The following is a 24,087-nucleotide window of genomic DNA, read 5'->3' as shown; positions in this document are numbered from 1 at the left end:
GGGCGTCAGGCGACCGACCTCGCTGAGGCAAGTGCCGCCGTCGTGCCTTCAAAGCATCCCAGCAGCGTCTCCACCAGGCGCGGGGCGAAATCCTCCTCCAATGACAGCACCACACGGCACCGCGCCCCCTTCACTGCCGGGTACCCCGCGTACAGCCCGCGCATGTCGCACACGGTCTGCCCGCGGCCGGGCCCATCGGAGGTGTCGACGGCGGCACGCACCACAGGTGCCAGGGCAGGCCTAACAGCGCCGACAGCGAGCGCCGCCGCAAGAGGATCGTGCATCGCGGAGCAGGGCCGTCCGTAGATGCCCTCGTAGAACCGGAAGTAGTAGCCCAGCATCTCCCCCAGCGCCCGCGGCACGGCCCCCGGAGAAGAAAGCAAAGTCTGCCGGTGGGACTCCTCCAAAACGGAAGCCATGGTCACGTCCAGCGGCACCAGGGTCACGTCCCAGTCGGCGGCCAGCACCAGGGCGGCGGCCTCGGGGTCGTGCCAGATGTTCGCCTCGGCCACGGGCGTGATGTTCCCCGGCGCCAGCGCGGCCCCGCCCATCACGGTCACCGACTCCACCAGGGACGGCAGCGCAGGCTCCAGCCGCAGCGCCTCGGCAATGTTCGTCAGCGGCCCGATCGCCACCACCCGCAAGGAGCCAGGGTACAAACGGGCCAGCCGCACCAGCATCTCCGCCGCGGACTCCCCCACAACAGAAGCAGCAGAAGGCGCCAGCGAAACCTCGCCAATACCGTTCTCCCCGTGCACCCACGGCGACCCGCCGCCAAACGATCCAACAAGGGGATCGTGGGCACCAACGGCCACCGGCACAGAAGCTGCACCGGCCAAGGACAGCAGATCCAGGGTATTCCGGGCGCCGACGGCGGCACTCACGTTCCCGCTCACCGTCCCAATCCCCACTACTGAAGCAAGTGGCGAGGCGAGCAGGTATGCCAGGGCGAGGGCGTCGTCGATCCCGGTGTCGCAGTCCAGGTAAACAGGGGCAGTCACAATAGGTTCCTTCGCAACAGATAGAGGGGTTAGACCGTCTCGCCCTTGGGGGCGGCGACGAAGAGGCTCACGATGAACGCGGCGGCGGTGATGCCCACCGAGATCCAGAGGGCGGTGGCGTACCCGGTGGCGGTGGCCTGCGCGGCGAACGGCGCCACCAGCACGACGCCGAGGCTCGCCCCGATCCCGAACGAGGCACCGTTGATGCCGGGCAGCGCCGCCGGCGCCTCCTTGGGCGACAGAAGCACCGAGAGTCCGTTGATGGCGGTGAGGAAGAAGCCGTTGTAGAAGATCCCCAGGCAGGCAATGGCAATAAACACCGCGACAGGGCTGGAGGAAAAGGCAGCGGCTACCACGGCAGAGACCAGGCTCAGCGAAGTCCCCAGCCGCAACGTACGCACCCACCCGCGCCGGTCCGCCAGCCACCCCGCCAAAGGTGCGGCGAAGACGCCGATCAGCGCGGCGGGGGTGAGGAACAGCAACGCCGAGATGGAGGCGGAAAGCCCGAAGCCGCCGTCGGAATCCTGGCTCAGCAGCACCACGGTGAAGTTGATGACCGCGAAGATGCCGGCGAGGGTGAGGACGGTGGTGGCGATGACCGGCCACACCTGGCGGGAGCGCAGGTGGTGCACGGCGATGAGCGGGTGGCTGCGGCGCTTTTCGATGAACCAAAAGCCCGCAAAGGACAAAACGGTGCCGGCCAGCAGGGCCAGGGCGGTGGGCGACGTCCAGCCGGCGGCGGAACCGTCGGACACGAAGTAGGTCAGGAACACCAGGAACAGCGAGAGGGAGCCGGCGCCCCACCAGTCCATGGCGCCGCGCACCCCCACAGGACGCCCGGCGGGTACCAGGCGGAAAATGCAGAAAGCGGCGACGGCGGTGAGTACGAGCACGACGACGAAGATGGACCGGAAGCCGAGGGTCTCGGCCATGAGCCCGCCCAGGTAGCCGTCCACTCCCCCGATCCCGCCGTTGATGGCGGCGATGATGCCCACGGAGGTGCCGAAGACCTTGGCCTGCAGGTTTTCACTGAGCACGATGTAGGCGAGCGCGAACACGGCGCTGGAGACGCCCTGCAGGAACCGGCCGGTGACAAGCAGCGGCAGGGTGGGCGCGGCGATGCAGAGGATGGTGCCGGCGCCCATGATGCCCAGGACCAGCAGCAGCGCGGCGCGGCGGCCGATGAAGTCGCTCCAGCGGCCGATCACGGGCCCGGCGATGGCGCCGGCCAGGAAGAACATGGACTGGACGGGGGCGGCGCTGTCCGCGCTTTCGCCGAAGCTGGCGGCGATCTGCGGCAGCGCGGGGGTGACCATGCTGGCGTTCAGCTGGAAGGACAGCACGCCCAGCAGCAGGGTGGAGATCAGCAGGGCGGCGCGGCGGCCGGAGAGCCTTGTCGCGTCGTCAACGGGAAGTACGACGGTGGCGCCTCCTTCCGTAGGAGGCGCGGCTGCGGCGGGGGTCGGGGTGTTCACATCAAACTCCTTTGTTCGAGCAGAAGGGATCGTCTTTCGTGGCGATTGAGTTGTTATACAACCATGTATGACTCACAAGTACAACCATGCGCTACACTTTTTCGAAAGCCCGGCCGCTTCCGGCCCTCCCCCTTGAGAGAGTTTTCCCATGAACACAACACGTCCTGCCGTCACCGTGGTCGGCAGCATCAACCTGGACCTGATCGCCACCGCCGAGCGGCTTCCGACGGCGGGTGAAACCATCGGCGGCGCCGTCCTGTCCGAGCAACCCGGCGGCAAGGGCGCCAACCAGGCCGCGGCCGCGGCACGGCTGGGTGGCAGCGCCCGGATGGTCGGCGCCGTGGGTCACGATGCGTCCGGGCAGCGGATGCTGGACGCCCTGGATGCTGCCGGCGTTGACACCTTCGACGTGGCCGTCCTGCCCCAGCCGACCGGGACCGCCCTGATTGTGGTGGACCGCGACGGCGAGAACCAGATTGTGGTGTGCCCGGGCGCCAACGCGCATCTGTCCCTGGACGGGGTGGAGTTCGGCCCGGAAGAAACGGTCCTGTGCCAGCTGGAGGTCGGCCTGGAGGTGGTGCTGGAGGCGGCCCGGAAGGCGCAGGGTTTCTTTGTGCTGAACGCGGCGCCGGCCATGGACCTGCCGGCAGAGCTGCTGGAGCGGTGCGACCTGGTGATCGTCAACGAGAGCGAGTACGCCCTGATCCCTACCCTCGCGGAGGCGAAGCTGGTGGCAGTGACGTACGGCAAGGACGGCTCGGCGATGTTCGAGCACGGGCGAAAGGTGGCCGAGGCGCCCTCTGCTGCTGTTTCCGTGGCGAACACCGTGGGCGCGGGCGACGCGTTCTGCGCCGCCCTGGTCCTGGCGCTGGGGAGCGGGCTGGACTACTCCCGGGCTCTGGCTGTGGCCAATGCTGTGGGTGCGGATGCCGTGGGTGATCCGTCGTCCCAGCCGGATTTGGCACAGCTGGGCCACTACGTAGAGCGGACGGCTGCCGCTTCGGGCGCTTCCTCGTGAGTGTTGTCTTTCGACGGCGGTGCCGGCGGACTTCCCGGAGGTCCGCCGCATCACCCGCGACGCCTACCTGCGGGCGGGGCACTTCGCCGCGGACCACCCCTACATGAGCGTGCTGGAGGACGTGGAGCACCGCGCCGAGCATGCGCAGGTGTGGGTAGCGGAGGCCGCCGGGAAGGTGGTGGCGGCGGTGACCCTGACGTTCGCCGGCCAGCCGTACAGCGAGATCGCGCAGGACGGTGAGCTGGAGTTCCGGATGCTGGCCGTGCATCCGGCGCATCAGGGCGGAGGCGTGGGCCGTGCGGTGGTCGGTGAGATTGTGGAGCACGCCCGGCGGCTGCGCGGTATCGGGGCGATCAGCATTACCAGCGCCAGGTTCATGGAACGTGCTCACAAGCTTTATGAGTCACTCGGCTTCCGGCGCGCGCCGGAGCGGGACTGGTACGTGCCGGGCCAGGACGTGCTGCTGTGGGTGTTTGCGCTGGAGGTCTAAGGCCCGGTGGTTGAGCCGGTCGAAGCCCAAATTCCCACCCCAAAGCGCGCTTTTTTGAGCGATGAGGATCCTGCCTTGGGTCGGCATCCTTCTCGCTGCCTTGGTCTTCTTCGGAGTCATCTGGGTCATCGGCCATACAGTCATCTGGGCTGTGGAACTCGTAAGCCTGCCGACGGACCCGAACAAGGCGCTTGCCACATGGAACCGCAATGTCCGGGCCGCACCCAAACCAGCTGCTCGGACTGTCTGGGCGGGCGACTGCGGAGCGTGTCGCAGAGGTTCCTTGGACCGCTGGCTGAGGCGGCGCTGGAGCGGATGAGCTTTGACCGGTTTCTGGGCGCAGATGCAGTCACCGCCGAGACGGCATTTGCGAAGCCGACCACGCCAAGATGCACCCCAAAGAGCCGGCCAGGCGCGGCCGGGAAGTATACGTGCTGGCAGATTCGTCCAAGCTGGGCCTCCGCCCCTTTCACGGGTGGGCGCGGCTCGCGCTCCCGTGGACCCTGGTGAGGACGACGGCGCCGACCCCGAGCAGGTGCAGAAGTTTAGGGATGTCCGGGTTCAGGTTGAGGTGGCCGCCGTCGGCAGCTGAGGCACCCACCGGTGGTCGATCCTTCCAAAAGCAGGCAAGAGGGAATGTCCTCATAGACGCCTCGAGAATGTGGGTCCACGCCATCACGAAAGTTTGGTAACCACAAGCCAAGCTATTCTTTCCTTGTGATTGCCCCTTACAGTGACGCCCCAGGTTCATCCCGAACAGACGACCGGCTTAATCGCGGAAGCTTCGTTCAAGCCGTAATTGATTTGCTGGCAGCAGTCAGTGATGGCAACGACAGCACTATCGTCAGTCTGGAGGGGCCATGGGGGTCTGGAAAGACCCAGATTCTGAATGAAATTCAGCCGGCGCTGCGGAAGCAGTCCATCCGAGTCGTGAACTTCACTCCTTGGGCCGCGGAAGACGCAGCGGGCCTGCAGGCAGAGTTTCATGCCGCATTACGTGGGGCATTCGCAGGACTCTCGAAGTTCTCCCCTACGAAGGTAAAGTCAACGGGAAACAAACTAGCCATCAAAAGCATTCCACTTCTTGGCGTAATCCCTATTGTTGGTGAATCACTGCGGGACACCGCCGAGGGCTTGCTTGAAGATGAATCTTGGGAAAGCACCTTTCAGCAATACGCAGCGGAAATTAAAAAAGCCGGCGTAAAAATAGTAGTCATTGTAGACGATCTTGACCGACTGTCACCTAACGAGCTGTTACATGTGCTGAAAACTATCAGGCTTCTGGGACGGCTGCCTCGAGTAAACTACCTGCTCGCCTTTGATCCATCAGCTCTGCAAAAAACTCTTTCAGTGGTACTAGGAGGCGATACCAACGACGCTTCCTCCTTCTTAGAAAAAATAGTGCAATACCCTCTGGCGGTGCCGCCTGCACAAGAGATTCATTTGAGAAGCATCTTGAGGGAAGGTCTCGTTGGCCTCCTTAATTCAACACAAGCCGATGTCATATGGCAATCTGAATCGCGTTTTTGGCAGTTTTACGAAAGCTTTATGCGAACCAGAGTGCAAACGGTTCGAAGTGTTAAGCGATACTCCGCGCAGGCTCAGGTTTACATGAAGCTGCTTCATCAGGAGGTGGACTCGTCAGATTTCCTCGCTCTCACATTCATTCGGCTTGAACATCATCGCGTCTATCAGGAGCTACGTTTTTGGAAAAACGACTTGTTGCACCACGCAAGGCATACAAAGCGTCAGCAGCCACTCGACTGGGATGGACGTCTAGAGGACCTGGGATATACGAGTAAAGAGGAGCGGAGCTTCATAGTAAATATGCTCTCCTCAATATTCCCTACGATTGCATCCTCTACGATGTCAGCCAACCCAAACCCGGCAAAGGCGTCAAACCCGGACTATTTTGACAGGTACTTTGTCTTCTCCGTCCCCGCGACCGATGTACCCGATGCATCGGTCGAAAAAGATCTCAACAGAGTTACGGTAAGTAAATATCCCGAGAACGAGATATTCCCGGTGACTTTTGATAATCCGCTTGATAACTTAGCGCAATTGGCAATTAGAAAAGCGATTCCGCGGTCCGAGGCCAGGGAATCCATTCACGAGCACGAGCGTATCGTCAAGTATGTGCTTATTTCCATGGGTCGATCATCACCGCGTACTGACGGGGAAGGGCAGTATAGCCCTCGGCTTTTCGCGCAGACTGAATGGCTAAAGTCTTCTCTAAAACGGCAGACCAAAGCGATATCTATCGAGGATTGGAAATCCTTGATCGACCAGTCCGACGTGGTCGCGGTCGCAAGGGTCATTAGAGATATTGTTGATGAATTTCAAGGTGACAGCATCCCTGATGATCTACGGGTACCTGTTCCTTCACATATCGATGCCCTGCGAGTAGCAACAATGGAAGTCCTTCTCGCCAAATTGCGGAATCTCATCTCGTCTTCGTCCTACGACGGCTTGTCACGACAGTTCTTCGAACTCTTCGGATCGCTTAGTTGGCTGCGCGATGAAGGAACCAACGCAGAAATAGACCCCAATATTCTCGCCTCCGGAAACAGCTTGCCTCACATCGCGGGTTGGTTCGTTCAGCCTGGACGTTCAGAAGGGAACCTATTCCTATTTGATGAGGCCGGAAGTGATCTCAGTAGCCTGAACTTGGACGGGTTAGTCACGCTGGTCGGCATTGAAGTCGTCAAGCAAGCCGACATCGATTTAGAGCCGGGACCGTCTGCTTCTGAGCAGACCCGCGCACGTGAACGGCAGGCGGTTCAGTCCCTGAAAAAATGGCGAGAGTCATTGCACGACCAACCGTGATGCTTGACCATCGCGATCCTACTCAGCGGGGCTTGGCCACGAACTTCGACGGGCCCGGCCACTGCCACGGGAAGAAGATCGCTATTGCTGAGCGCAAACGGGCCTTCCACGGAGATGAGCGCCGGGGAACTTGAGGCGGTGGAAGCGGGGACGATTGATCGGCCGCGAGGATTCGCGCTATTTGTCCTTTTCGCTGCATCCGCTTCCGGGGAGCAACTTTGCAGAACGCCGAGCCTGTCGCTCCCGGAGTCCGGCTGGCCGTGACCTATGGCGGGGCGATAGCCATGGGAGCGCCCTGCGAGACCGATATATTCTCGAAGATTCGAGGTAGGACTTAGTTGTGGCTGTAGCTACCGGACTTTGGGCAACCGAAAATTACCTGAGGGGCGTAGCAGTCGGCCAATTCTTCCTTCAATCGAGCGCACAACCTCGAGTGGTGTTCCATCGATCAAAGGTACTATGTACAGCTGCTGCCATTCCCTAAAACGTGTCGTTGTTTCATGGCCTCGCATTCGGCCCGCGAGGCCGGATAACGATTCCCTGCGGACCGAACCCACGTAGCAAACGCGACCAGTTATATCTGTGGCAATGTATACAGCTGTGGACACCCCTGACCATCTGACCTTTGAGAGCACTAGTTCCAAAGGAACGCCCTTGGGAACAAAAGGTCCAGCCCATTCTTCGCTCTCTCGCCAACACTCGTAGTAGATCTCCGCGGAAAGTTTCACTTCGATAAGGTTATCGATCGAGCAGATCCAGGGCGTCCAAGTCTGCCTGGGCAGCCTCCCGAGCTGCTGTTTCTGCAAGCTCTGAAAGAATCTCGTTCCACCTATGAAGTTTGAAGGTGATCCGCTGCATTTCGCTGACTTCCTCAGCCAGCGCGGCGCCTCTTTCGCTGATCAGGGAGACCTGCGATTCTGAAGTCTCGTCCCTAATCGCTTCAATCGCTTCGATTCGATCGCTGAGCTGCTGAATCTGAGACTTGAGATCACCGACTGAAATCAGCAAGCGGCGCGAGGGCGTGACCGGAACAATATCAACAGGAGCCATCCCGGCCGTCTGACGGATGGATGCAGCCGTTGCCAGATTGCCATCTTGAAAGACTGCATCTGTAGGCTCCTGATCAAGAGGCAGCTCCTGCGGCAAACGCCCTGCACGACCATCAAAAATAATCTGCGCGAGCTGTTTCAGCCCCCTCTTTTTCGACGCCAAACTATCCATAACTACGTTTGGCTCGCTGATGTAACCTTGGTCTGCCGAATCCTTCTTGGTGGCCCTCTCTAGTAGCCGTCGATTCGGCATACCGACCATATGGTATAGACCGAGACCGGCTAAAACGGCGCAATGGGGATGAGGACTGACATTCGACAAGTCTTCCTCAACCTCAGCCAGGGCTGCGTCCAAAAGATCGGGCACGCTATTACGAATAAGGCTGATGTCATTAAAAATTTTGCCCCGGATTGCTCGCTCGACAGCACTCCTTCGGCTTTCATAGGTCTTGTCTTCTTTGACTGTCCCGACGGCTAGTTCACCTAGTCGGAGCGCTAAATCAGCCGCAATCATTGTCCTGTCGGATGGGGAAGGAGTTTGCCCGGTAAGTTCTCGGATAGCACCATTGATGATTCTGGATCGCTTGTGCACCGACCCGCCTCGCCCACGAAGAGCCTCGAGGCTGAGCACAAAAACCTCATCGGCCAATAGAGCGTCGCGCCCATCCTTAAGCACCTGCTGTATGGGATGGACAACATTCGATGTACCTGTGAAAACAGCTGAAATCTCCTCCGGCACAAACCCGTCTACCTCCGGCAAGGAGCCGTTAGCATCCAGCGCTTGCACTGCCGCAGTCGCCTTGATCGCATATTGCGTTCCTAGAGCAAATGGTTTAGGCGGTTCGATATGAATGTGCCCAACGAGAGTACGGCGAATTTGATCAAAGCGAGGTTCAACTGTTGACGAAGTACCAACGGATGAAAACCCGACGATAATTTGGGCGCGAATCATTACCGAGGCCCGAAGCTTGCGTCGGTTATCCTCTGAGAGATGTTCTCCAATGCGATCTTCACGGTTGTGAGGGTTGACCTTCAATTTGACGAGGTCACGTCGTAGAGCGAGCGAATCTACATCGTTCGTGAACTTCCACAACGCCTCGCTGGCAGTAATCCCAAGGGCCCTATGAGCACCGACTGTTCTGCCAAAGCCGTCAGTGGAATCCAGAACACCCACGGTGTTCTTATCATCGGAAATAATTCGGGCCACTGATAGGAGACCTGGAGTCTCGATGCCACGATCGGCAATCGTGGCCGCGTGCTCATTGACTTCGTAGATGAGGTCGGCTTCATTATCCAAACGGGATCCGAGATCGGCTCCGGAGGCTGTCTCAAAAGTCAAGACCGGCTTAGCGTCTGGAAGAGATGAGAACCGGCTTTGCAAACTCAGGGTCCTCACTCTGGAGTCTTCGAAGCGGATGTTTTCTGGAGAAGGCACAATTCGCCAGGTCACCACATCCAGCTCAATGTAGCTCACTGACACCGCCCCTCTCCGTGCATACCGCACCCTGCGCACAGCGTCCCTGATTTGTGAAACATCAGCGGCTGCTGAAACCAGCGTCTCAGCATCAAAACGGTCGAACGAGAAGGCTTCCATGACTGCCTGAACTGCCGCCAATTTGGCCTTGGGCGTGGGAATCTTTAGGGAATCACTATAAAAAGCATGCGGAGTGCGATGAACTTCTCCAACTTCCGTCAAATCGTCAATCGTTCTCTCCATAGCGCGCCCCCGATACCTCAATGCTTAGTAGCCAAACATCCTAAAAGCTACGTCTCCTAGGAAAGTACTTATATGGTACAGCCAGTGAGGAAAGAGTCACGCCCGGCACCGATCGTGCATGCAGGCTTCGAAAAAGAAACCCTAGGTTCAGTCAAGCCGACACCTGTATTTCTCAGCCCAAGTAATTACGTGCCCGCTCGAAAATTGCAGGGTCCCCAGCCACTTCACATTCCCAAATGTCTAGATAACTCCATCCCTGCTCCGTGAGCTCACGACGCTGGCGCATGTCTCGTTCCTGGTTACGCCGCCGCTTTTCTGCCCAAAAAGTCGTGTTGGACTTGGGCAGACGGACGCCCACCGGACAATTGTGCCCATGCCAAAAGCACCCGTTTACGAAGATGACCTTCTTCCGACTAGCAAACACCAAGTCCGGCCGGCCCGGCAGCTTCTTGTCGTGGAGTCGGTAACGATAACCATCCGCGTGCAACGCCCGCCTAAGTAGCAGCTCCGGTTTAGTATTCTTTGATCGGATCCTCGCCATATGCGCACTGCGCTGCGCGGGCGTCATGAAATCCGCCATCAAATCATCTTACCGTTTGGTGACTAACCCAGATATCAGGCGGACAACAGCTCGTTCAGCTTGCGACCAACAGCAAGGGCAAGCCAGGGTGAGACCGCATTTCCTACTTGAGAGTACTGAGGAACCTCCACTCGCCGCCTGTCAGAGCCAGTGGTCTCCTTGCCAAGAAACTCAAAGTCGTCGGGAAATCCTTGAAAGCGTGCCATTTCTCGAACGGTGAAGACCCTGGGTTCTAATGGATGGACATAGTCGTCCGGGAGAGTTACAACGGTGCGAGCCGGCTCGCCCCACGCGAGGACCTTCTGGGAGTGCTTTCTCGTAGCCAAGCCGTGGGCCAGGTCGACGAGGTCGTCGAGTGACTCCGCCAACCGCACGCCATCCGGTGATACCGCTGGCAGGGGCGCGTGCACCAAGCGATGCTTAAGCAGCAATTTTGCTTCACTTTCCGGGAGTCGGGCTGCATGACTTAGCATCCGCTGGTCAAGCCGGCTCTTTGAAAGGTACTGGTAGAGGCGGAACCTTTGCGTGGTCCGGTGATTATGCTTACGCCGTGTGTGGTTCCTCATGCCTTCGCGCACGTCATGGCGCCCCAACTTGAATGTGGTAGAAAGGGCCCTCACGTAGTCATGCGAGGTTGACGGCTTGTAACTCCGGGACATAAGGTCGCCAACGGCATGGCCCACCGATCCCATTTCGGACATGAGCCTGGAGGGCCGAGGTGCTAGTGCTGGAATGTCCGGGCCCACCTGCTCGATAAATCCCGAACGCCAAGTTTCGTTAGTCGCTGTTACTCCGCGTTGGGCAGCGACGTCTCGCCGAAGCGCGATAATCAGCAAACGAGGCCGGTGTTGCGGCGCGCCATAATGAACAGCGTTAACGTGAACACCCTGCACTATGTATCCATCGCCTGTCTCAGCAAGAGCTTGCTGCAGCTGATGGAAGGAAGACGTATCTCCGGCAGCAAAGCTTCTATCCATTCCAACTACGTTTTCGATAACCACCGCCCGCGGCCTGGTGGCACCGACAAACTCAAGGTACTGCCATGGAAGCTCATTGCGTATGTCGGCAGGATTGCGTCTGCCGGCCAGAGAGAAACCTTGGCAGGGTGGACCGCCAACGACCAGGTCTAGGCCGTTAGCTCTGAGGTCCTCCATGGCGACGGTGTTCGCGAGTAGAACGCTAAGCTCCCTTACCAGAAGGCGGGAGGCGATCTGGTTATCTTCGCTGGAGGCGACGTATCGCTCCCATTGCCTGATATCAGAAGCGTCCCCGAGGAGGTTGTGATGGAAAGTGCGGGCAGCCATATCCGATTTCTCGACGGCTAGCACTAGCTGGCCGCCAGCACGCTCGATGCCCAGGGAGAGGCCCCCGCAGCCGGAAAACAGGTCAACGTATTTCATAAGGCTCCTATTCTCTCCCACCTAACCAGGTACCTCTGACATCCCGTCATCACTCCTACAGTTGCGCCGCCGCTCGGTGATGCGGCAAGGGAGCTGGACCTACTTGGCTCTACCTAGCTACTTGGCCGCATGAGGATCACCCACGTCACTTATGAGCTTGAAGAATGGCGTTTCTTCAATAAATCTCCCCGAGAAGTTCAAGGAACTGTAAAGTGCGTGATGCACTCTTTGGCTTGAGATCTTGGCCGCAATATCGGCCGTGACGTTGGGCAGACCTAGCTGCTGAAGCTCCTTCAACGTCACCGACGGGACCTTGTGGAGGAACCACGTCAAAAGTGGTTGGCCGTAATTACGTCCGTCCTTCCTGAAATGGTCTAGGTATTGCGAGGCAAGAATAACGCCAAAACCAAATTCTCGGCCCTGCAACATCACATTCATTAGTACTGGGAAGTTGTACTTCATGATGTTGACGGCTTCATCCACAAGCAAGAATGAATTGAGCCTCCTGAGCTGGGGAGAACTTCCAACGAAAGGCCATTTAGTGGAGTTGAGCATGTAGTCGTAGTACAAGTTTAGGAATAGAACCACGAGTGCGTTCTTACCGTTGTCGTCAGTACCGAAATCGTTCAGAGCTACGATGACGACTTTGTCGTCCATCATCTCTTCGAAAGAGATCATTTCGTTGGCATCATCACTGAAAATTTCGCCAAGGATAAATGGCTTGAGGATGGAAGTCACAGCATCAGGTTTTTGGCCTTCGCTATAAGATGCCAGCACTTCGGCTAGCGTCGGAGGACCACCCTGCTTCTCCTTATAGAGGTTGACGATAGATGTGACCAGCCGATCTGTCTGGACGGGACCAATATTGCCGTAGATCTTATCCAGCACGTCAGCAAATTGTTGCGCCCGCTGGTAGGCAGCGAGAGGAGAGTAACCCTCGCGAAGCGCGAAAATGTTTATCGGGATACGATAAGGCTTCAGGACTTTTCCACCGACAGCATTCAGGAAATCGGGCGTCTGGAAATCCCGTTTGTAATCAAAAACGAGCATCGATAGTGGCGTCTCCTGATGTATCCGGCTTCCCTCCCTGAGCTGATATACGAGGGCCTTCAGTAGCTGCGTTTTCCCGGTGCCAAGGTCGCCAACAACGCCAATATTCAACTGGTTTAGTTCAGTATTGCTTGGCCAGTACTCCGCCGTGGCGGCTCCAAGCGTCCCCAACACACGACCAACGCCGAAACGAACACCATCACCCCGGATACCACCAATGTAAGGTATGTCATCAACGGCGTTGCTCCGTTGTTTTTCTTCGGAGCTCTTCGACGGGCTGGACACCAGAGGGTCTGGCTCGGAAGCAAATTGATCCACGTCCTTATCTGGCGCGTACGTATTGACGCGGTTGTCCTCCTCGTGGCTATGATCAGGCTCAGCCACCACTTTTGCAGTTTCTGGCAAGTCCCCCTGCACTCGCGCGTCGGTAGGGCGTGGTTCCTTGAGGGAATCTGCGGAGAGCGGCTCAATGGGACTGCCCAGGGACCAGCCAACGAGACTATTCCACTCCCGCACCAAATCGCTTTGCGAGTCGGTGACTGCTTCGAAGGCGTGCCCTGCATTTGCAGCAAGAAGACCGAACCCGGCTCCGGGCAGCGCACCGTCCGATTCCATCGAATGCACCACCCGGAAGTTTTCGCCGTCCGAGGTAGTCGCTTCGTGTTTGAAATAGCAAACCAAAGGCTGACCGGTTCGAACTTGGACGTTCCCGTTAACTAAGTTATCCAGACGTCTGGCCAAAGCCTCAGGCTCGGCGCTGCCACCTGGGCGCAGGCGAATGGCCGCCTCAATTAGTGCGGCGAGCCCATTCGACCATAATGCTTTGTCAGCCGAATTACTGGTGGCGACGCTGCGTGAGCTCGCACTAACGCCAAGCAGCAATTCTTGGGTTGCTCGCAACTGGTCTAATGGCTCGTTCATAGCCGCGTCGCTTGGCCCAGGCAGGTTGCCGTTGGTGTCCTCTGAACCCAAGCCATAGAACTTGATCTCTATGGGCGACAATGTAACGCCTTCATCGTTCAGGCGAACAATCAAGAGGTCCGCACGGCGCATGTGCGTGGAATGACTTGTTCCCCGCGCCAAGGCCCTCAGAAAGTTATCACAAGCGTCGATAGGCAATACGTAAGTGTTATCAGCCTCGTCGGTGAGATTATTCATGAGCGCGAATGCCAGGTAGAAACCAAGTGCACCGGAGGCGTGCGTTCCGCCCATCGCCAACAGTGAGGACAGTCCGACTCCACGAGCCCCAAGCTGGCCAAGCAGATCGTCTAGCGCCCCCTCTGAAACGCTGCCACCCTGTGCCTTCGCAAGCAGCTTCTTGATCTGGGAGCGAAAAGCACCTGGCACCCGGGCCACGGACACGAAGGGGCGCCGCTCCAGAAGCGGGACCTCCGACGACGCGTCCAGGAAGGGAGGCCGCCACTCCCACAACATTTGGCTGCCACCACTCGAGTGCTGGACTATCTCCGCCATAGCGCTAGGATTCATTAGCGCTTCGCCCGACACGGTCCAATCCGCCGAATCGTTTACCAGGTTCGCTTTGAACAGCTTCGAGATAATCTGTGGGCTGCTCGCGGTGCCTTCCAATAACCGGAGGGCTCGCGAAAAGGGCTCCCACCCGGTTTCCGGACGAAAAGTAGGATGCGAGCTTGATGTGGACTTCGAGGAGCCGTTGCCTGTGACGGCTTCGAAGCGACGCAGAGGCGCGTCACCCAAGACGCCAAGGTTCCGCCCTTGGCCTGACTGAACTTCAAGGTGCACTCCAGCATCTTGGAGGATTCGGATATTGCACCGCTTCATGTTCGCGCTGTCGGGGGAATACCGTGACCAAGTAAGCGGAATGCCCTCTGACGAGCGCACCAGCCGCGCCATCTTCTCTCGAGGTGGCTCACCGGAACGGCGATTAGAGTCCCAAATACGGGCACCTCCGATCAGCGGCACGTCAGGCCTCCCGGTCCACGCCTCGATTTCCTTTAGTACAGCATCATCAACTTCATGAAGGCGGATTGACTCTGTGGACGCAGACAAGTCGAGTGTCAACGTCGAGACATGAGGATTCATTTGCCGGTAGCTGCGTAGAGCAGCCGCAACGGCCGTTGCATTTAGCCCGCTTGCCGCACTGCCGGGAGCCGGCCGATCGCCAACACTGTCCGGCGCCTTTAACGGCTCCGCTCCCTCGATCGAGGCACGAACCAGCATCGACCATCCTAGGAACAGCTGGTCATCCCCGGTCTCCATCGGCACCGCAAGCATCCGGCCACTAGACATTTCCTTTGGACCTAGAAGAGGGAAATTCCATCCTTCGACGGTTCCCGCCAGATGTTCTGCCCAAGAGGAGTTCCACAAGACGGATTCGACGCCCGACAGCCAGGCCAGCCTAACGGGGTGCAAGGGACTAATAAGAACAGCTGAACACTTCGCGGCCGGTTCGGTCTCCCAAACACTGATGGAAAAAGGATAGGCCGCCCAGAAGACGCCAGCCGGATCTCCAATCCATCGCGCCTTTTCAACGAGGTCCGCGTAAGCCGTAAGGTACCGCTTCAATTCCTGATCACGGCTTTCCCAAAGATGCCGCCAGGAGGTCTTAGAGGGCCATTCAACGTACTGGGCCCCGTCGGCGTCGAGGGTCTGCATAGCGCCCAAGAGGTCCAGCTCCTTCAACGCGGCACGGAATTCCTGCGCTTCCGCGGAGAAGAGCACTTGATCAGGTACCTGGAAGTCAGCAATGTTGGCCCAGATTGCGGCCATGTCATTGTTTATCAACAATCCACTTTCAGCGTTCAGGTCTTGAAGCGGGAACGCCCTGTCCGCTGGCATTACGACGTGCCCCATGCAAGTCGTCCACTCGTTGCCCGAAAGCTCTTCGGTGAGAAGCGACTCGTAGATGCCTCGAAGAGACTGGACGACAGCTAGGGCTGGCCGATCCTTCGATACCTTGTTCCTACCCACGGCGGCAACGACCGGCGATTGAGGTGCTTCCCGACTCTCCGCCGCTCGGACCTCGAACGTGACTCCGCCTACGACAATGTTTGCCAAACTCACAGGACTGGCATCTACAGCGAAGATGCCAGTCCTCCCGTTGAGTGGCAGCATCTCTGACCCCTCATATAGAGGCGCGTCATCAAAAGCACCACATACGATGTAGCGATACTGGGATGCTCTTCCATCCAGCGTGGCTCCGAAGGTCCCACCTTCCGGGGCGGAGCCAACGTACTTTGGCTTTCCTGCCGCGCCCTTCGCCTTCAGGGTCAGGTATAGCAGTCCAACAGAATCCGTAGGTGCCAGAATCAAGTCGAATGAAAGCGAAGTGTTCAATCGGCCGGAAAGAACGTCCCCAGAAGGTACATTGAGCTCAACATGTACAGGCCGGGACGCACTTTTGTTAGCTTCTCGTCGAATCTGGCCGATTGCCCAAAGGGCACCATAGTCATCCAGTTCCAGGTTGCCACGCCAATACGTCTTTGCTGCTTTAATCGTGAAAGTTAGACCCGTTGACTCAAGCTCAGCACGGGACGTACTGCCCGTAACTGGAATGCGAACGCGGATCTCTTCGGACAAGGTGGCGTTGAACTTCTCGTCGGGTACGGCGATAGCAACCGCAACCGCGCCGGAATCACTTGGCCCCGTAGTTGTCGGTGACGGTCGAAAACTGAGCCATAGTGACGGTTGAAAACTGAGCCACCCGTTCCAAACGATTGGGTGGGTGATCACAGTGGAGGATTGGGCGCTTATTCGGCGGTTGCATCTTGCCGAGGGTGAGTCGATGAGGTCGATAGCGGCGCGGCTGGGTATTTCCCGGAACACCGTTGCGAAAGCGGTCAGCGCCGACGGTCCGCCGACTTATGTGCGTGCGCCGCAGGACTCCGGGATCAAGACGGTGGAACCGGCCATCCGTGCGCTGCTGAGGGAGAATCCGCGGATTCCAGCGACGGTGCTGGCGGAGCGTGTGGGCTGGTCCGGGTCTCCGGCGTGGTTCCGGGAGAACGTGGCCAGGATTCGGCCGGAGTTTGCTCCAGCGGATCCCGCGGACCGGATCAGTTACGAACCGGGCGATCAGGCGCAGTGCGATTTGTGGTTCCCGGAGGTGCGGATACCGGTCGGGTCCGAGAAGCCAAGGGTTCTGCCGGTGCTGGTTATGGTGTCCTCGCACTCACGGTTCATCATGGCCCGGATGATCCCGTCGCGGATGACCGGGGATTTGCTGGCCGGGATGTGGGAGCTGATCGGATCCCTGGGCGCGGTGCCTCGGCGGCTGATCTGGGACAACGAAACCGGCATCGGGCGGCGGAACAGTTACGCCGCCGGCGTTGCGGCGTTCGCCGGGGTCCTCGCGACCAGGATCGTGCAGGTCAAACCCTACGATCCGGAGAGCAAGGGCGTGGTGGAGCGGGCCAACCAGTTCCTGGAAACCTCGTTCCTGCCCGGCCGGACCTTCGCCTCACCGGAGGATTTCAACGCCCAGCTCAGCCAGTGGCTGCCCAAGGCGAACAACCGGATGGTCCGACGGACCGGTGCCCGGCCTGCGGAGCTGATCCGACAGGACAAAGCGGCGATGCTGGGGCTGCCGCCGGTTCCGCCCGTGACCGGATTCGCCACCAGGGTCAGGCTGCCGCGGGACTACTACGTCCGGATGGGATCCAACGACTACTCCGTGCACCCGCAGGCGATCGGCAGGTTCGTCGACGTCACGGCGGACCTGGAAACGGTCACCATCAGCCTGGACGGCCGCTGCGTCGGATGCCATCCCCGGTCCTGGGGCGCCGGCCTGACGGTCACTGATTCGGACCACGTCGAGGCTGCCCGGACGATGCGTAAAGCCTTCCAAAACCCTGCACCTCCAACGGATACGGCGGGGCTGCGGGACCTGGCTGACTACGACCGGGCGTTCGGTGTCGTGCTCGATGATGGGCAGGTCGCGTGATGGCTGAAGCGAAGGAAATTGCTGGGCAGATCGAGTACTACTCCCGGGCGATGAAGGCGCCACGGATCCGGGAAGCGGCAGCCAGGCTCGCGGATCAGGCCCGCGAGGCCGGCTGGACCCATGAGGAATACCTCGCCGCGGTCCTGTCCCGGGAAGTCGCCGCCAGAGAAGCCTCCGGAGCCGAGATGCGTGCCCGGGCTGCCGGGTTCCCTGCCCGCAAATCCCTCGAGGACTTCAGCTTCGACCATCAGCCCGGCCTCAAACGCGACACCATCGCGCACCTGGCCACCGGTGCGTTCCTCACCGAAGCCTCCAACATCGTCCTGCTCGGCCCGCCCGGAACCGGGAAAACCCATCTCGCGACCGGGCTGGGGCTGCGGGCCACCCAGCTGGGACACCGGGTCCTGTTCGCGACTGCCATCGACTGGGTCGCCCGACTTCAGGCTGCGCATCAGAGTGCGCGGCTGCCGCAGGAACTGGTCAGGCTGCGCCGCTACGGGCTGATCATCGTCGATGAAGTCGGCTACATTCCATTCGAACAGGATGCCGCGAACCTGTTCTTCCAGCTCGTCTCCTCACGCTACGAGCACGCCTCGCTGATCCTGACCTCGAACCTGCCATTCGCCCGCTGGGGAGACGTGTTCGGCGACCAGGTTGTCGCCTCCGCCATGATCGACCGCATCGTCCACCACGCCGAAGTCGTCACCCTCAAAGGCTCCAGCTACCGACTCAAACATGCACAGACGGAATCGCTGCCCTCGACAAGACCGGAAAATACGGCAGAATAACCAACGTCAACGTGGCTCACTTTTCAACCCACGAAATGGCTCAGTTTTCGACCGTCGCTGACAGTAGTTGTAAGAGGTCTACCGGCGGAGTCAGTGATATGAAGGCGCGCCTTTGTAAGATCCTCCCCCAGAGGCTCAACGAAGTCACGATCCGACAGGGAGCTCAACGCCTCAGTGACATCACACCCGTCCGGTGAATAGCGAGCTAGCGCAACTGCCTGGTTGTCATCGGCGGCAATTTGGTTATCGATCCCCGACCAGTCGACTTCTTCTAGCGGATGAGGACCCAGCTCTTCACCGCCCATATGGCCCAAAGTCTTTGCAGTCGTCGTTATTGTTGCCTCATCGGCCCAGTACGACTGGAGCGCCTCCACAAACTTTTTCGCTGAATACCTGGTTGGACCGGAGCCGAGGGGACGAGGCAGACGAAAAGCGGCATAGGTATACCGCTCAAAAACTTCGTCAATCGACAACTCTGGTGTTTCAATTTTTGCGGCGCGGATCTTCTCCACAAGCCGCGTAAGTCCAATCCCGACATGCCTAAACCAGTATGTGTTCCAGCTCTCCGTGCCTTGACGTAACTCCTTGTGGACGCCGGTTAAAAGCCCGAAACATTCTGCAAGTCTGGCACCCGCAAGCTCCGAGCCCCAGTCGCTCGTCTTGTCAATTTGAGTTAATTCGGCAACCTCCGCGATGGCGGCTTGGGCGACAGCCTGTAATGATACTTCTTGGGCAGCGCCCTCAGGAAAATTCTGACCCAGTACTTCTCGAAATGCCTGCACGAAAGAAGCTAGATCGGGGTGTTTACCTACAACCACCGCGAGTCGGTCGTCTTGGCGATATTTGATGGCGTTTTGAGGGGACACGCGTATGCAGAGCGCATCTTCGTCGCTCTCATCGCCTGCCGACACCAGTATAGCGAAGGGAGGGTGAGCGGGTCGCAACTCATTTGCTCGTCGGACAACGGCAGCCGCAGTCACCTCATCTATGCCCTCGGGAAGATATGCCGCTGTCAGCGTGTCTAATGAAGACAAGCAACGGCCCAGTACAGAACCAAACAATTCCAACTCCACAATGTCTCCTAGAAAGCACTCTCGATGATGACGCCGCGATCAGCATCGGCGCTGCCACGCGCCAGACCCGCCTTTTCGAGCAGCTGAATCAGGTCACCGGCCTCTGGTCTTAGCCCTAGCTCTTCGAGGCTCAGCATCAGTGTGGCTACGTCAGAGGTTCTTCCCGGTCCTTCACAGGCAAGACTGGCGACAACAGCCATCCACTCCGTCCCAGGCTGAACTGTCAGAAAACGCCCGTTCGAACGCAAAAGCCCGTAATAGTCCGCGAAGGGCCCACTGGCGTCCCGCGTAAGCAACGCGTATCTGACAGCTTCCCAGGTATTTGCCGCGGAGCGTTCGGCGCTACCCAAGGCCAACGTCAAGAGTCCCTTGAGCTCCTCATCTGCAGACATCGCAGCTAAAGCTGTTGAGAAATCCACCTGCGCCACGGAATTTGAGGCCAACCACTCTTCGAAAATCTTCCGAATTTTGGAGCCACGATGCACACGCCAGGAGAGCAGCGGAGCCACGTCCCTCACTGCGACCGACGAACGACTTGACTTCCATGGAAGGATCTCCGGCACCCGAGCCCTGACATCACTCCATTCACCGCGCTTTCCGCTGAGGACCCACCGAGCCAGAGTTTCATACCAGGCAGCTTCCCAAAGGAAGCCTTGTCCAAGTGCGAGGCGGAGGACGGTGGTAGCCCAATCAACCCAAACTCGGGCAGGAAGAGCCTTTACCCATTCATCTCCGGTCAACTTCTGCCATGCTTTGGCAAACCAAGAAAACGGTGTGCCCTCGTACAACCCTTCCTGACTTCCGGGCGCTGCCCCGGCCCACCTCAGGTCGGCTTCCTCAATTCGTTCGGGGTATCCTCCGCCAAGCAGTGCTGCTTTCGTTGCCTTGTCAATAGCAGACAGCAGCGGATCTATCTCGCAGCGTTTGTTCGCCGCGCTTAGCCAGAGGCCAGCAGCTGTAGTCCCTGAACCGTCCTGTAGGCCCAGCCGAAACAGCCCCTCAAGGATTCCGCCCAGATCGGGGGGGTTTTTAGTACGCTGGAATCCGCGCATATCCTGAAGCAAGGCAAATGCGGGAGTGATAGGGCTCGCTGCTTGGCTTTTGCTCTTTTCTGCCTGCACTCCCGCAACGCTATTTAAGACTGCACGGGCCACGTCGATCTCGTGTTTTGCGTTCGTTGCAAGTCCATAAGCGACAAGTTGGTGGCCGAAGTCCCCAAGGTCTTCACCTTCCGGCGCAGTTGACTTCACCTTGAGCGTCGACGTCCCGGACGTCTCCGAACGGAACATATACCCGACGGGGACGCCGTTTTCGCTTATTTCTTTTGTGCCATGGTCATACACCCGCCAGGCCAGAGAGGAGATGAAAGCCTCGGGTACAGACACATACTGGGGGCGATTCAAGGGAAGAATCATGCTGATAGCCGCAACCATTAGTACCCTCCAGAAACGGTCATACTGAAGTCTGAGGCGCCGACTACAACTCGGTAGTTAGCCTGATTGAGTTGGGTGGGAATTAAGCGGGCGGCTCGAAACCTCTCCAATCGAGGGGAAGTCACATCAGTCATTTCGGTTACTCCTGCATGCTCCTGCCCGCATGCCAGTGCTTCCCTAACCAGAGGAAAATCCAAGGGCATCCGTGAAATTTCCTTTCCTTGTTCGCTCAGTACAAGGAACAGGGACTCGGAATCTCTCAACGTCTTCATCTCGACATCACCGGTCTTGAGTGCAAGCTTGGGTTCGGATTGCACTCCAACGATCGGGTCAGTTCGGCTTGCCAAAATAGGGATAAGGGAGGCAGATTCGATATCCCCTGGTCGGCGTTTCGGACGAAGCAACGTGCGCAGGCCAAAGCCGAGCTCATCCGGAAGGTTCGGACTCAAATACCACGCTTGCGTCCACGCTGCCACCTGAGGCCTGAATGCCGGGATCCCGTTAGCAAGGGCGTACAGGCGGCCAAGGTACCCCCCATACCAAGAAATGAAGGCGTACCGGTCCTTGTCTCCTATTTTGGGACTATGCATTGCGTCAACAAACGCGCGATCCAGCATTTTATCAAATTCGGTCAAGATGTCGGAGAAGCTGTCCTCGGCATCGAGATCAGCCTCGAGGCTTTCCAGGGGAGAGCCACTTGTGACCGGCCCGGCAAAAGAGTCCGCCAGAGGTGTTGCCCACCCAGACTCCCAGCTCCGGTCGAAGCGCCCTGGAATTGCATCCCGCATCGGGTCCACAAAATGCGTCAGCTTAGTGATGGGATTGCCGAGCGGGTCGAAACTCCCCGCTCCAGGGCTTCGGCCGCCGAAGATGGCTTGGGAAAAACGCAACGCCGCCAGCGCTTGGAAGTCTTTAAACCGAGTGACGGAGTCGAGATCGGATGGTTGGAGGCGTTGGACAAGAGCGCGAAGCTCGTCACGCGCGACTCTGTCCGGTGCGTCACCTAAGATGCAGCGCGTAACGGTTCCCCATATTTCTCGGAAGGTCATACGTTGCCCGGACGTTAGCTCCGCCCCACGCACCACGGACATGATTCCGGCGCGGACGCGGCTAGAACAAAGTGACTCAATGTTGGCCCGTATTGGATCGATCAATTCGTCTGATCCATTGCGCAGGCAGCTCGAAAGGAGGTTTGTCACCTGACTGAACAAAGAGCCTGCAGGCGTAGCAAGATTCAGGGTGGCACGCTTAGCAAAGTCACCAATGACATAAGCTTCGGCCTCGAAAACGGTCCTGCCATATTCGTCCAGCCTGATATCTACCTGAGGACGACGTTCCAAAAGCGAGCAAACATCGACGAACACGACGAATACACTGGCCACGATGTCGGGCCCGTCGAACAGGTGACCGGCCCGCAAATACGGTTCATCACAGTCAGTTTGCACGTGCCAATTTGATTGGTCGAATGCGTCTCCGGCCAACCAACGGACAAGGGCCTGACCCGCGGTGTAATCGAAGGTTGAGGTACTCGAAATTGGGGCTGATTCATCGATGAGGATGCCCCTGTTTACGCACGCGACAAGATGCTTTGCACTACGCACACAAGAATCGATCTCTTTGGTCAGCGGATTCCTTCGATGCTCGGAGCTACCAATAGTTGCGTCGTTAATTAGCAGAAGCTCCCTACTCCCAGCTCTATAACGATAACTCCGATGCGCGAGGCCGTCCTGAGGGGGTTCAATCGGTTCAAGCCCAGCGACGATCTCGGAGGTGGCGTAGGATTTGCCAGCCCCCGGTCCTCCTACTAGGAAAAGGAACCTTGGAATCGAGTCACTGGCCAAGCCTTTCTTGAACCAAGTGCAGGCTTCCTCTACACCGGCAGGCCGAGGCGCAGTTGGTAGATTGCTCCGCATCTGGCTGGCCGGCTTCGCTGCCACGTCACTGCCGCCGGTCGTTCTGTCCCAAAGCTCACCCAGCGTGTCCCAGTATGCGTCCATAGGCTCCCCCTCATCGCGTGGCTCAAAGTTATCACCTGCTCCTTCGCCCGAATCTCGGAGATCGAAGGGGGTCGCTGGAGCGTCGTGTAACGGCGATCCTTCGTAAGAGTTAGAAACAACTCGGGGAGGAAATTCTCCCAATCGCTGGAGAACGCGGTCCCGCAGGGCAACTTGAAAGTGGGGACGTGGTTTATACCCAAAGATGTACCTTTTACCCAGCCCGTCAAGAACCGCACTTAAGTTGCAAAATTTGAACTCGATTGCGGCATGCGATCGCTTTACGAATTTTTGCAGTTCCAAGTTATTTTGTCGCTTGTTGTAGTTTTCGCCTAAAACTTCGAGCTTCAGCATTTTTAGGTAACTATCGATAAGCGCGTCGAGCTCGTCATCGGACCATTGGGACGCGCGTACTGGGTTGGGCATTGGATCAGGATACGGTCCGATACCAAGCGTCCGGTACGCGACACCCGCCTTCGCTTTTGGAGTCGCCACAGAGCCGGGCACATCACCCCAAACTCAGGAGCGGCGTCTGCCGGCGCCGCGACCGGAGGGTGCCGAAGTCACCATAAAGAGCGGCGGCCCGTTCGGGTTCGCCGGCGGAGTGGACCGATGACACATCCTGGCCATCCCGATCGCTCAGGCACTGCTGAAATCCGCAACCGGCGGCAGCTCTTCCCCCTGCAGCCCTCACCATGGTGGTCCCGTGATGGTTCGTCTGGACGAACGAGGCGAAGGACATCGGGGCGCAGACTAACTCATGCCCGGACCGGCCGCAGCCGGCAACGGGTCGCTGATGCGCACTGCTCCACTTTCGTTGGCCTATCTGGACCGGGATCCTGCCGAGTTGATGGCTGCTGCTCGGTTGGTGAGCGCCCAAAAAGGCAGGGGCCGCGAGCTGAAGCTCGACCTGTCGCGTACGGAGGCGCGGAAACCGGCGCTAACAGCCGTAGTGTCGATGCTCACCCGCAAATCTGTCACCGAACATCACGCAGCCAGCCAGGGCGAATTTTGAATCGCCAACACGACACGGCGGTGGTCGATACGGTCTTGCATCCTAATGTCCGTAATGGTGTAGCTACCATCGCTAGTAAAGACTTATATTTCCAGAGGGGACTAAGCGTGACCGGTGATAATCAGGACCTCGTGCCAGTGTGGGCGCTCTCTACGGAGCCGGTCAGCGTGACAAATGTGCTGGGCGAGGGAGAGATGACTTCGCCTCGACTCGCAGAACTAAGGACCGTCCTCGCAGCACTTGCTGATTCGCCCGTT

Annotated in this window: 15 protein-coding genes and 1 pseudogene; 7 read left to right on the top strand and 9 right to left on the bottom strand. The window is 58.7% G+C overall.

The features are described 5' to 3' along the window. Positions 1-5: 5 nt before the first annotated feature. Both ASPHE3_RS05025 and ASPHE3_RS05020 read right to left on the bottom strand, forming a co-directional pair. Entirely contained in the window at positions 6-1,001 is a 996-nt protein-coding gene (locus ASPHE3_RS05025) for a nucleoside hydrolase (RefSeq protein ID WP_013600146.1), read from the bottom strand. A gap of 29 nt (positions 1,002-1,030) precedes the next feature. Further along, entirely contained in the window at positions 1,031-2,476 is a 1,446-nt protein-coding gene (locus tag ASPHE3_RS05020) for an MFS transporter (RefSeq protein WP_013600145.1), read from the bottom strand. 148 nt (positions 2,477-2,624) lie between these two features. Between ASPHE3_RS05020 and ASPHE3_RS05015 the strand changes: the two genes are divergently transcribed. The 4 genes and pseudogenes from ASPHE3_RS05015 to ASPHE3_RS21420 all read left to right on the top strand — a co-directional run bounded on the left by ASPHE3_RS05015 (position 2,625) and on the right by ASPHE3_RS21420 (position 6,810). Next, positions 2,625-3,494, top strand: coding sequence for a ribokinase (locus ASPHE3_RS05015; RefSeq protein WP_013600144.1), 870 nt, complete (start codon positions 2,625-2,627; stop codon positions 3,492-3,494). Between the two features lie 19 nt (positions 3,495-3,513). Next, complete coding sequence (locus ASPHE3_RS05010) at positions 3,514-3,984, top strand: GNAT family N-acetyltransferase (RefSeq protein WP_013600143.1); 471 nt, start codon at positions 3,514-3,516, stop codon at positions 3,982-3,984. Positions 3,985-4,224: 240 nt separating this feature from the next. Next, positions 4,225-4,576 (top strand): annotated as a pseudogene (locus ASPHE3_RS22595) (DeoR/GlpR family DNA-binding transcription regulator); the annotation flags it as partial. Between the two features lie 125 nt (positions 4,577-4,701). Then, positions 4,702-6,810, top strand: a complete 2,109-nt coding sequence (locus tag ASPHE3_RS21420) for a KAP family P-loop NTPase fold protein (protein ID WP_013600142.1) — start codon at positions 4,702-4,704, stop codon at positions 6,808-6,810. Positions 6,811-7,548: 738 nt separating this feature from the next. Here the strand turns inward: ASPHE3_RS21420 and ASPHE3_RS21985 are convergent. The 4 genes from ASPHE3_RS21985 to ASPHE3_RS04990 form a co-directional block, all read right to left on the bottom strand. Next, complete coding sequence (locus ASPHE3_RS21985; RefSeq protein ID WP_013600141.1) at positions 7,549-9,576, bottom strand: hypothetical protein; 2,028 nt, start codon at positions 9,574-9,576, stop codon at positions 7,549-7,551. Positions 9,577-9,748: 172 nt separating this feature from the next. Beyond that, positions 9,749-10,144, bottom strand: coding sequence for a very short patch repair endonuclease (locus tag ASPHE3_RS21415; RefSeq protein WP_322786515.1), 396 nt, complete (start codon positions 10,142-10,144; stop codon positions 9,749-9,751). 47 nt (positions 10,145-10,191) lie between these two features. Continuing rightward, positions 10,192-11,556, bottom strand: a complete 1,365-nt coding sequence (locus ASPHE3_RS04995) for a DNA cytosine methyltransferase (protein WP_013600140.1) — start codon at positions 11,554-11,556, stop codon at positions 10,192-10,194. A gap of 117 nt (positions 11,557-11,673) precedes the next feature. Further along, positions 11,674-16,317, bottom strand: coding sequence for an ATP-binding protein (locus ASPHE3_RS04990; protein WP_148258080.1), 4,644 nt, complete (start codon positions 16,315-16,317; stop codon positions 11,674-11,676). Between the two features lies 1 nt (position 16,318). Between ASPHE3_RS04990 and istA the strand changes: the two genes are divergently transcribed. Beyond that, the gene (istA, locus tag ASPHE3_RS04985; protein WP_041652583.1) at positions 16,319-17,527 is read left to right on the top strand and encodes an IS21 family transposase; all 1,209 of its coding nucleotides are present in this window, start codon (positions 16,319-16,321) and stop codon (positions 17,525-17,527) included. Beyond that, on the top strand, positions 17,527-18,315 hold the full coding sequence (gene istB, locus ASPHE3_RS04980) for an IS21-like element helper ATPase IstB (protein ID WP_013600137.1): 789 nt from the start codon (positions 17,527-17,529) through the stop codon (positions 18,313-18,315). The genes istA and istB overlap by 1 nt, the downstream gene beginning before the upstream one ends. 23 nt (positions 18,316-18,338) lie before the next feature. On the opposite strand, the gene ASPHE3_RS04975 is transcribed toward istB, so the two are convergent. From ASPHE3_RS04975 to ASPHE3_RS04965, 3 genes are read right to left on the bottom strand one after another with little or no spacing between them, the layout of a single operon-like run. Continuing rightward, positions 18,339-19,388 (bottom strand): hypothetical protein, encoded by a 1,050-nt coding sequence (locus tag ASPHE3_RS04975; RefSeq protein WP_013600136.1) that lies wholly within the window; start codon positions 19,386-19,388, stop codon positions 18,339-18,341. An 8-nt stretch (positions 19,389-19,396) separates the two neighbouring features. Beyond that, positions 19,397-20,821: a hypothetical protein gene (locus ASPHE3_RS04970; RefSeq protein WP_013600135.1), complete on the bottom strand. Its 1,425-nt coding sequence runs from the start codon at positions 20,819-20,821 to the stop codon at positions 19,397-19,399. Beyond that, positions 20,821-23,241 carry a hypothetical protein gene (locus ASPHE3_RS04965; RefSeq protein ID WP_148258078.1) on the bottom strand — a complete coding sequence of 807 codons (2,421 nt, stop codon included), beginning with the start codon at positions 23,239-23,241 and terminating at the stop codon, positions 20,821-20,823. The genes ASPHE3_RS04970 and ASPHE3_RS04965 overlap by 1 nt, the downstream gene beginning before the upstream one ends. A gap of 334 nt (positions 23,242-23,575) precedes the next feature. Between ASPHE3_RS04965 and ASPHE3_RS22465 the strand changes: the two genes are divergently transcribed. Then, the gene (locus ASPHE3_RS22465; RefSeq protein ID WP_041651980.1) at positions 23,576-23,830 is read left to right on the top strand and encodes an ADP-ribosylglycohydrolase family protein; all 255 of its coding nucleotides are present in this window, start codon (positions 23,576-23,578) and stop codon (positions 23,828-23,830) included. The last annotated feature ends 257 nt before the right edge of the window (positions 23,831-24,087 follow it).

The organism is Pseudarthrobacter phenanthrenivorans Sphe3, from assembly GCF_000189535.1.
Lineage (GTDB): Bacteria > Actinomycetota > Actinomycetes > Actinomycetales > Micrococcaceae > Arthrobacter > Arthrobacter phenanthrenivorans.
Note: the sequence above shows the minus strand (reverse complement) of the source record. Positions and strands in the feature narration are given on the sequence as shown.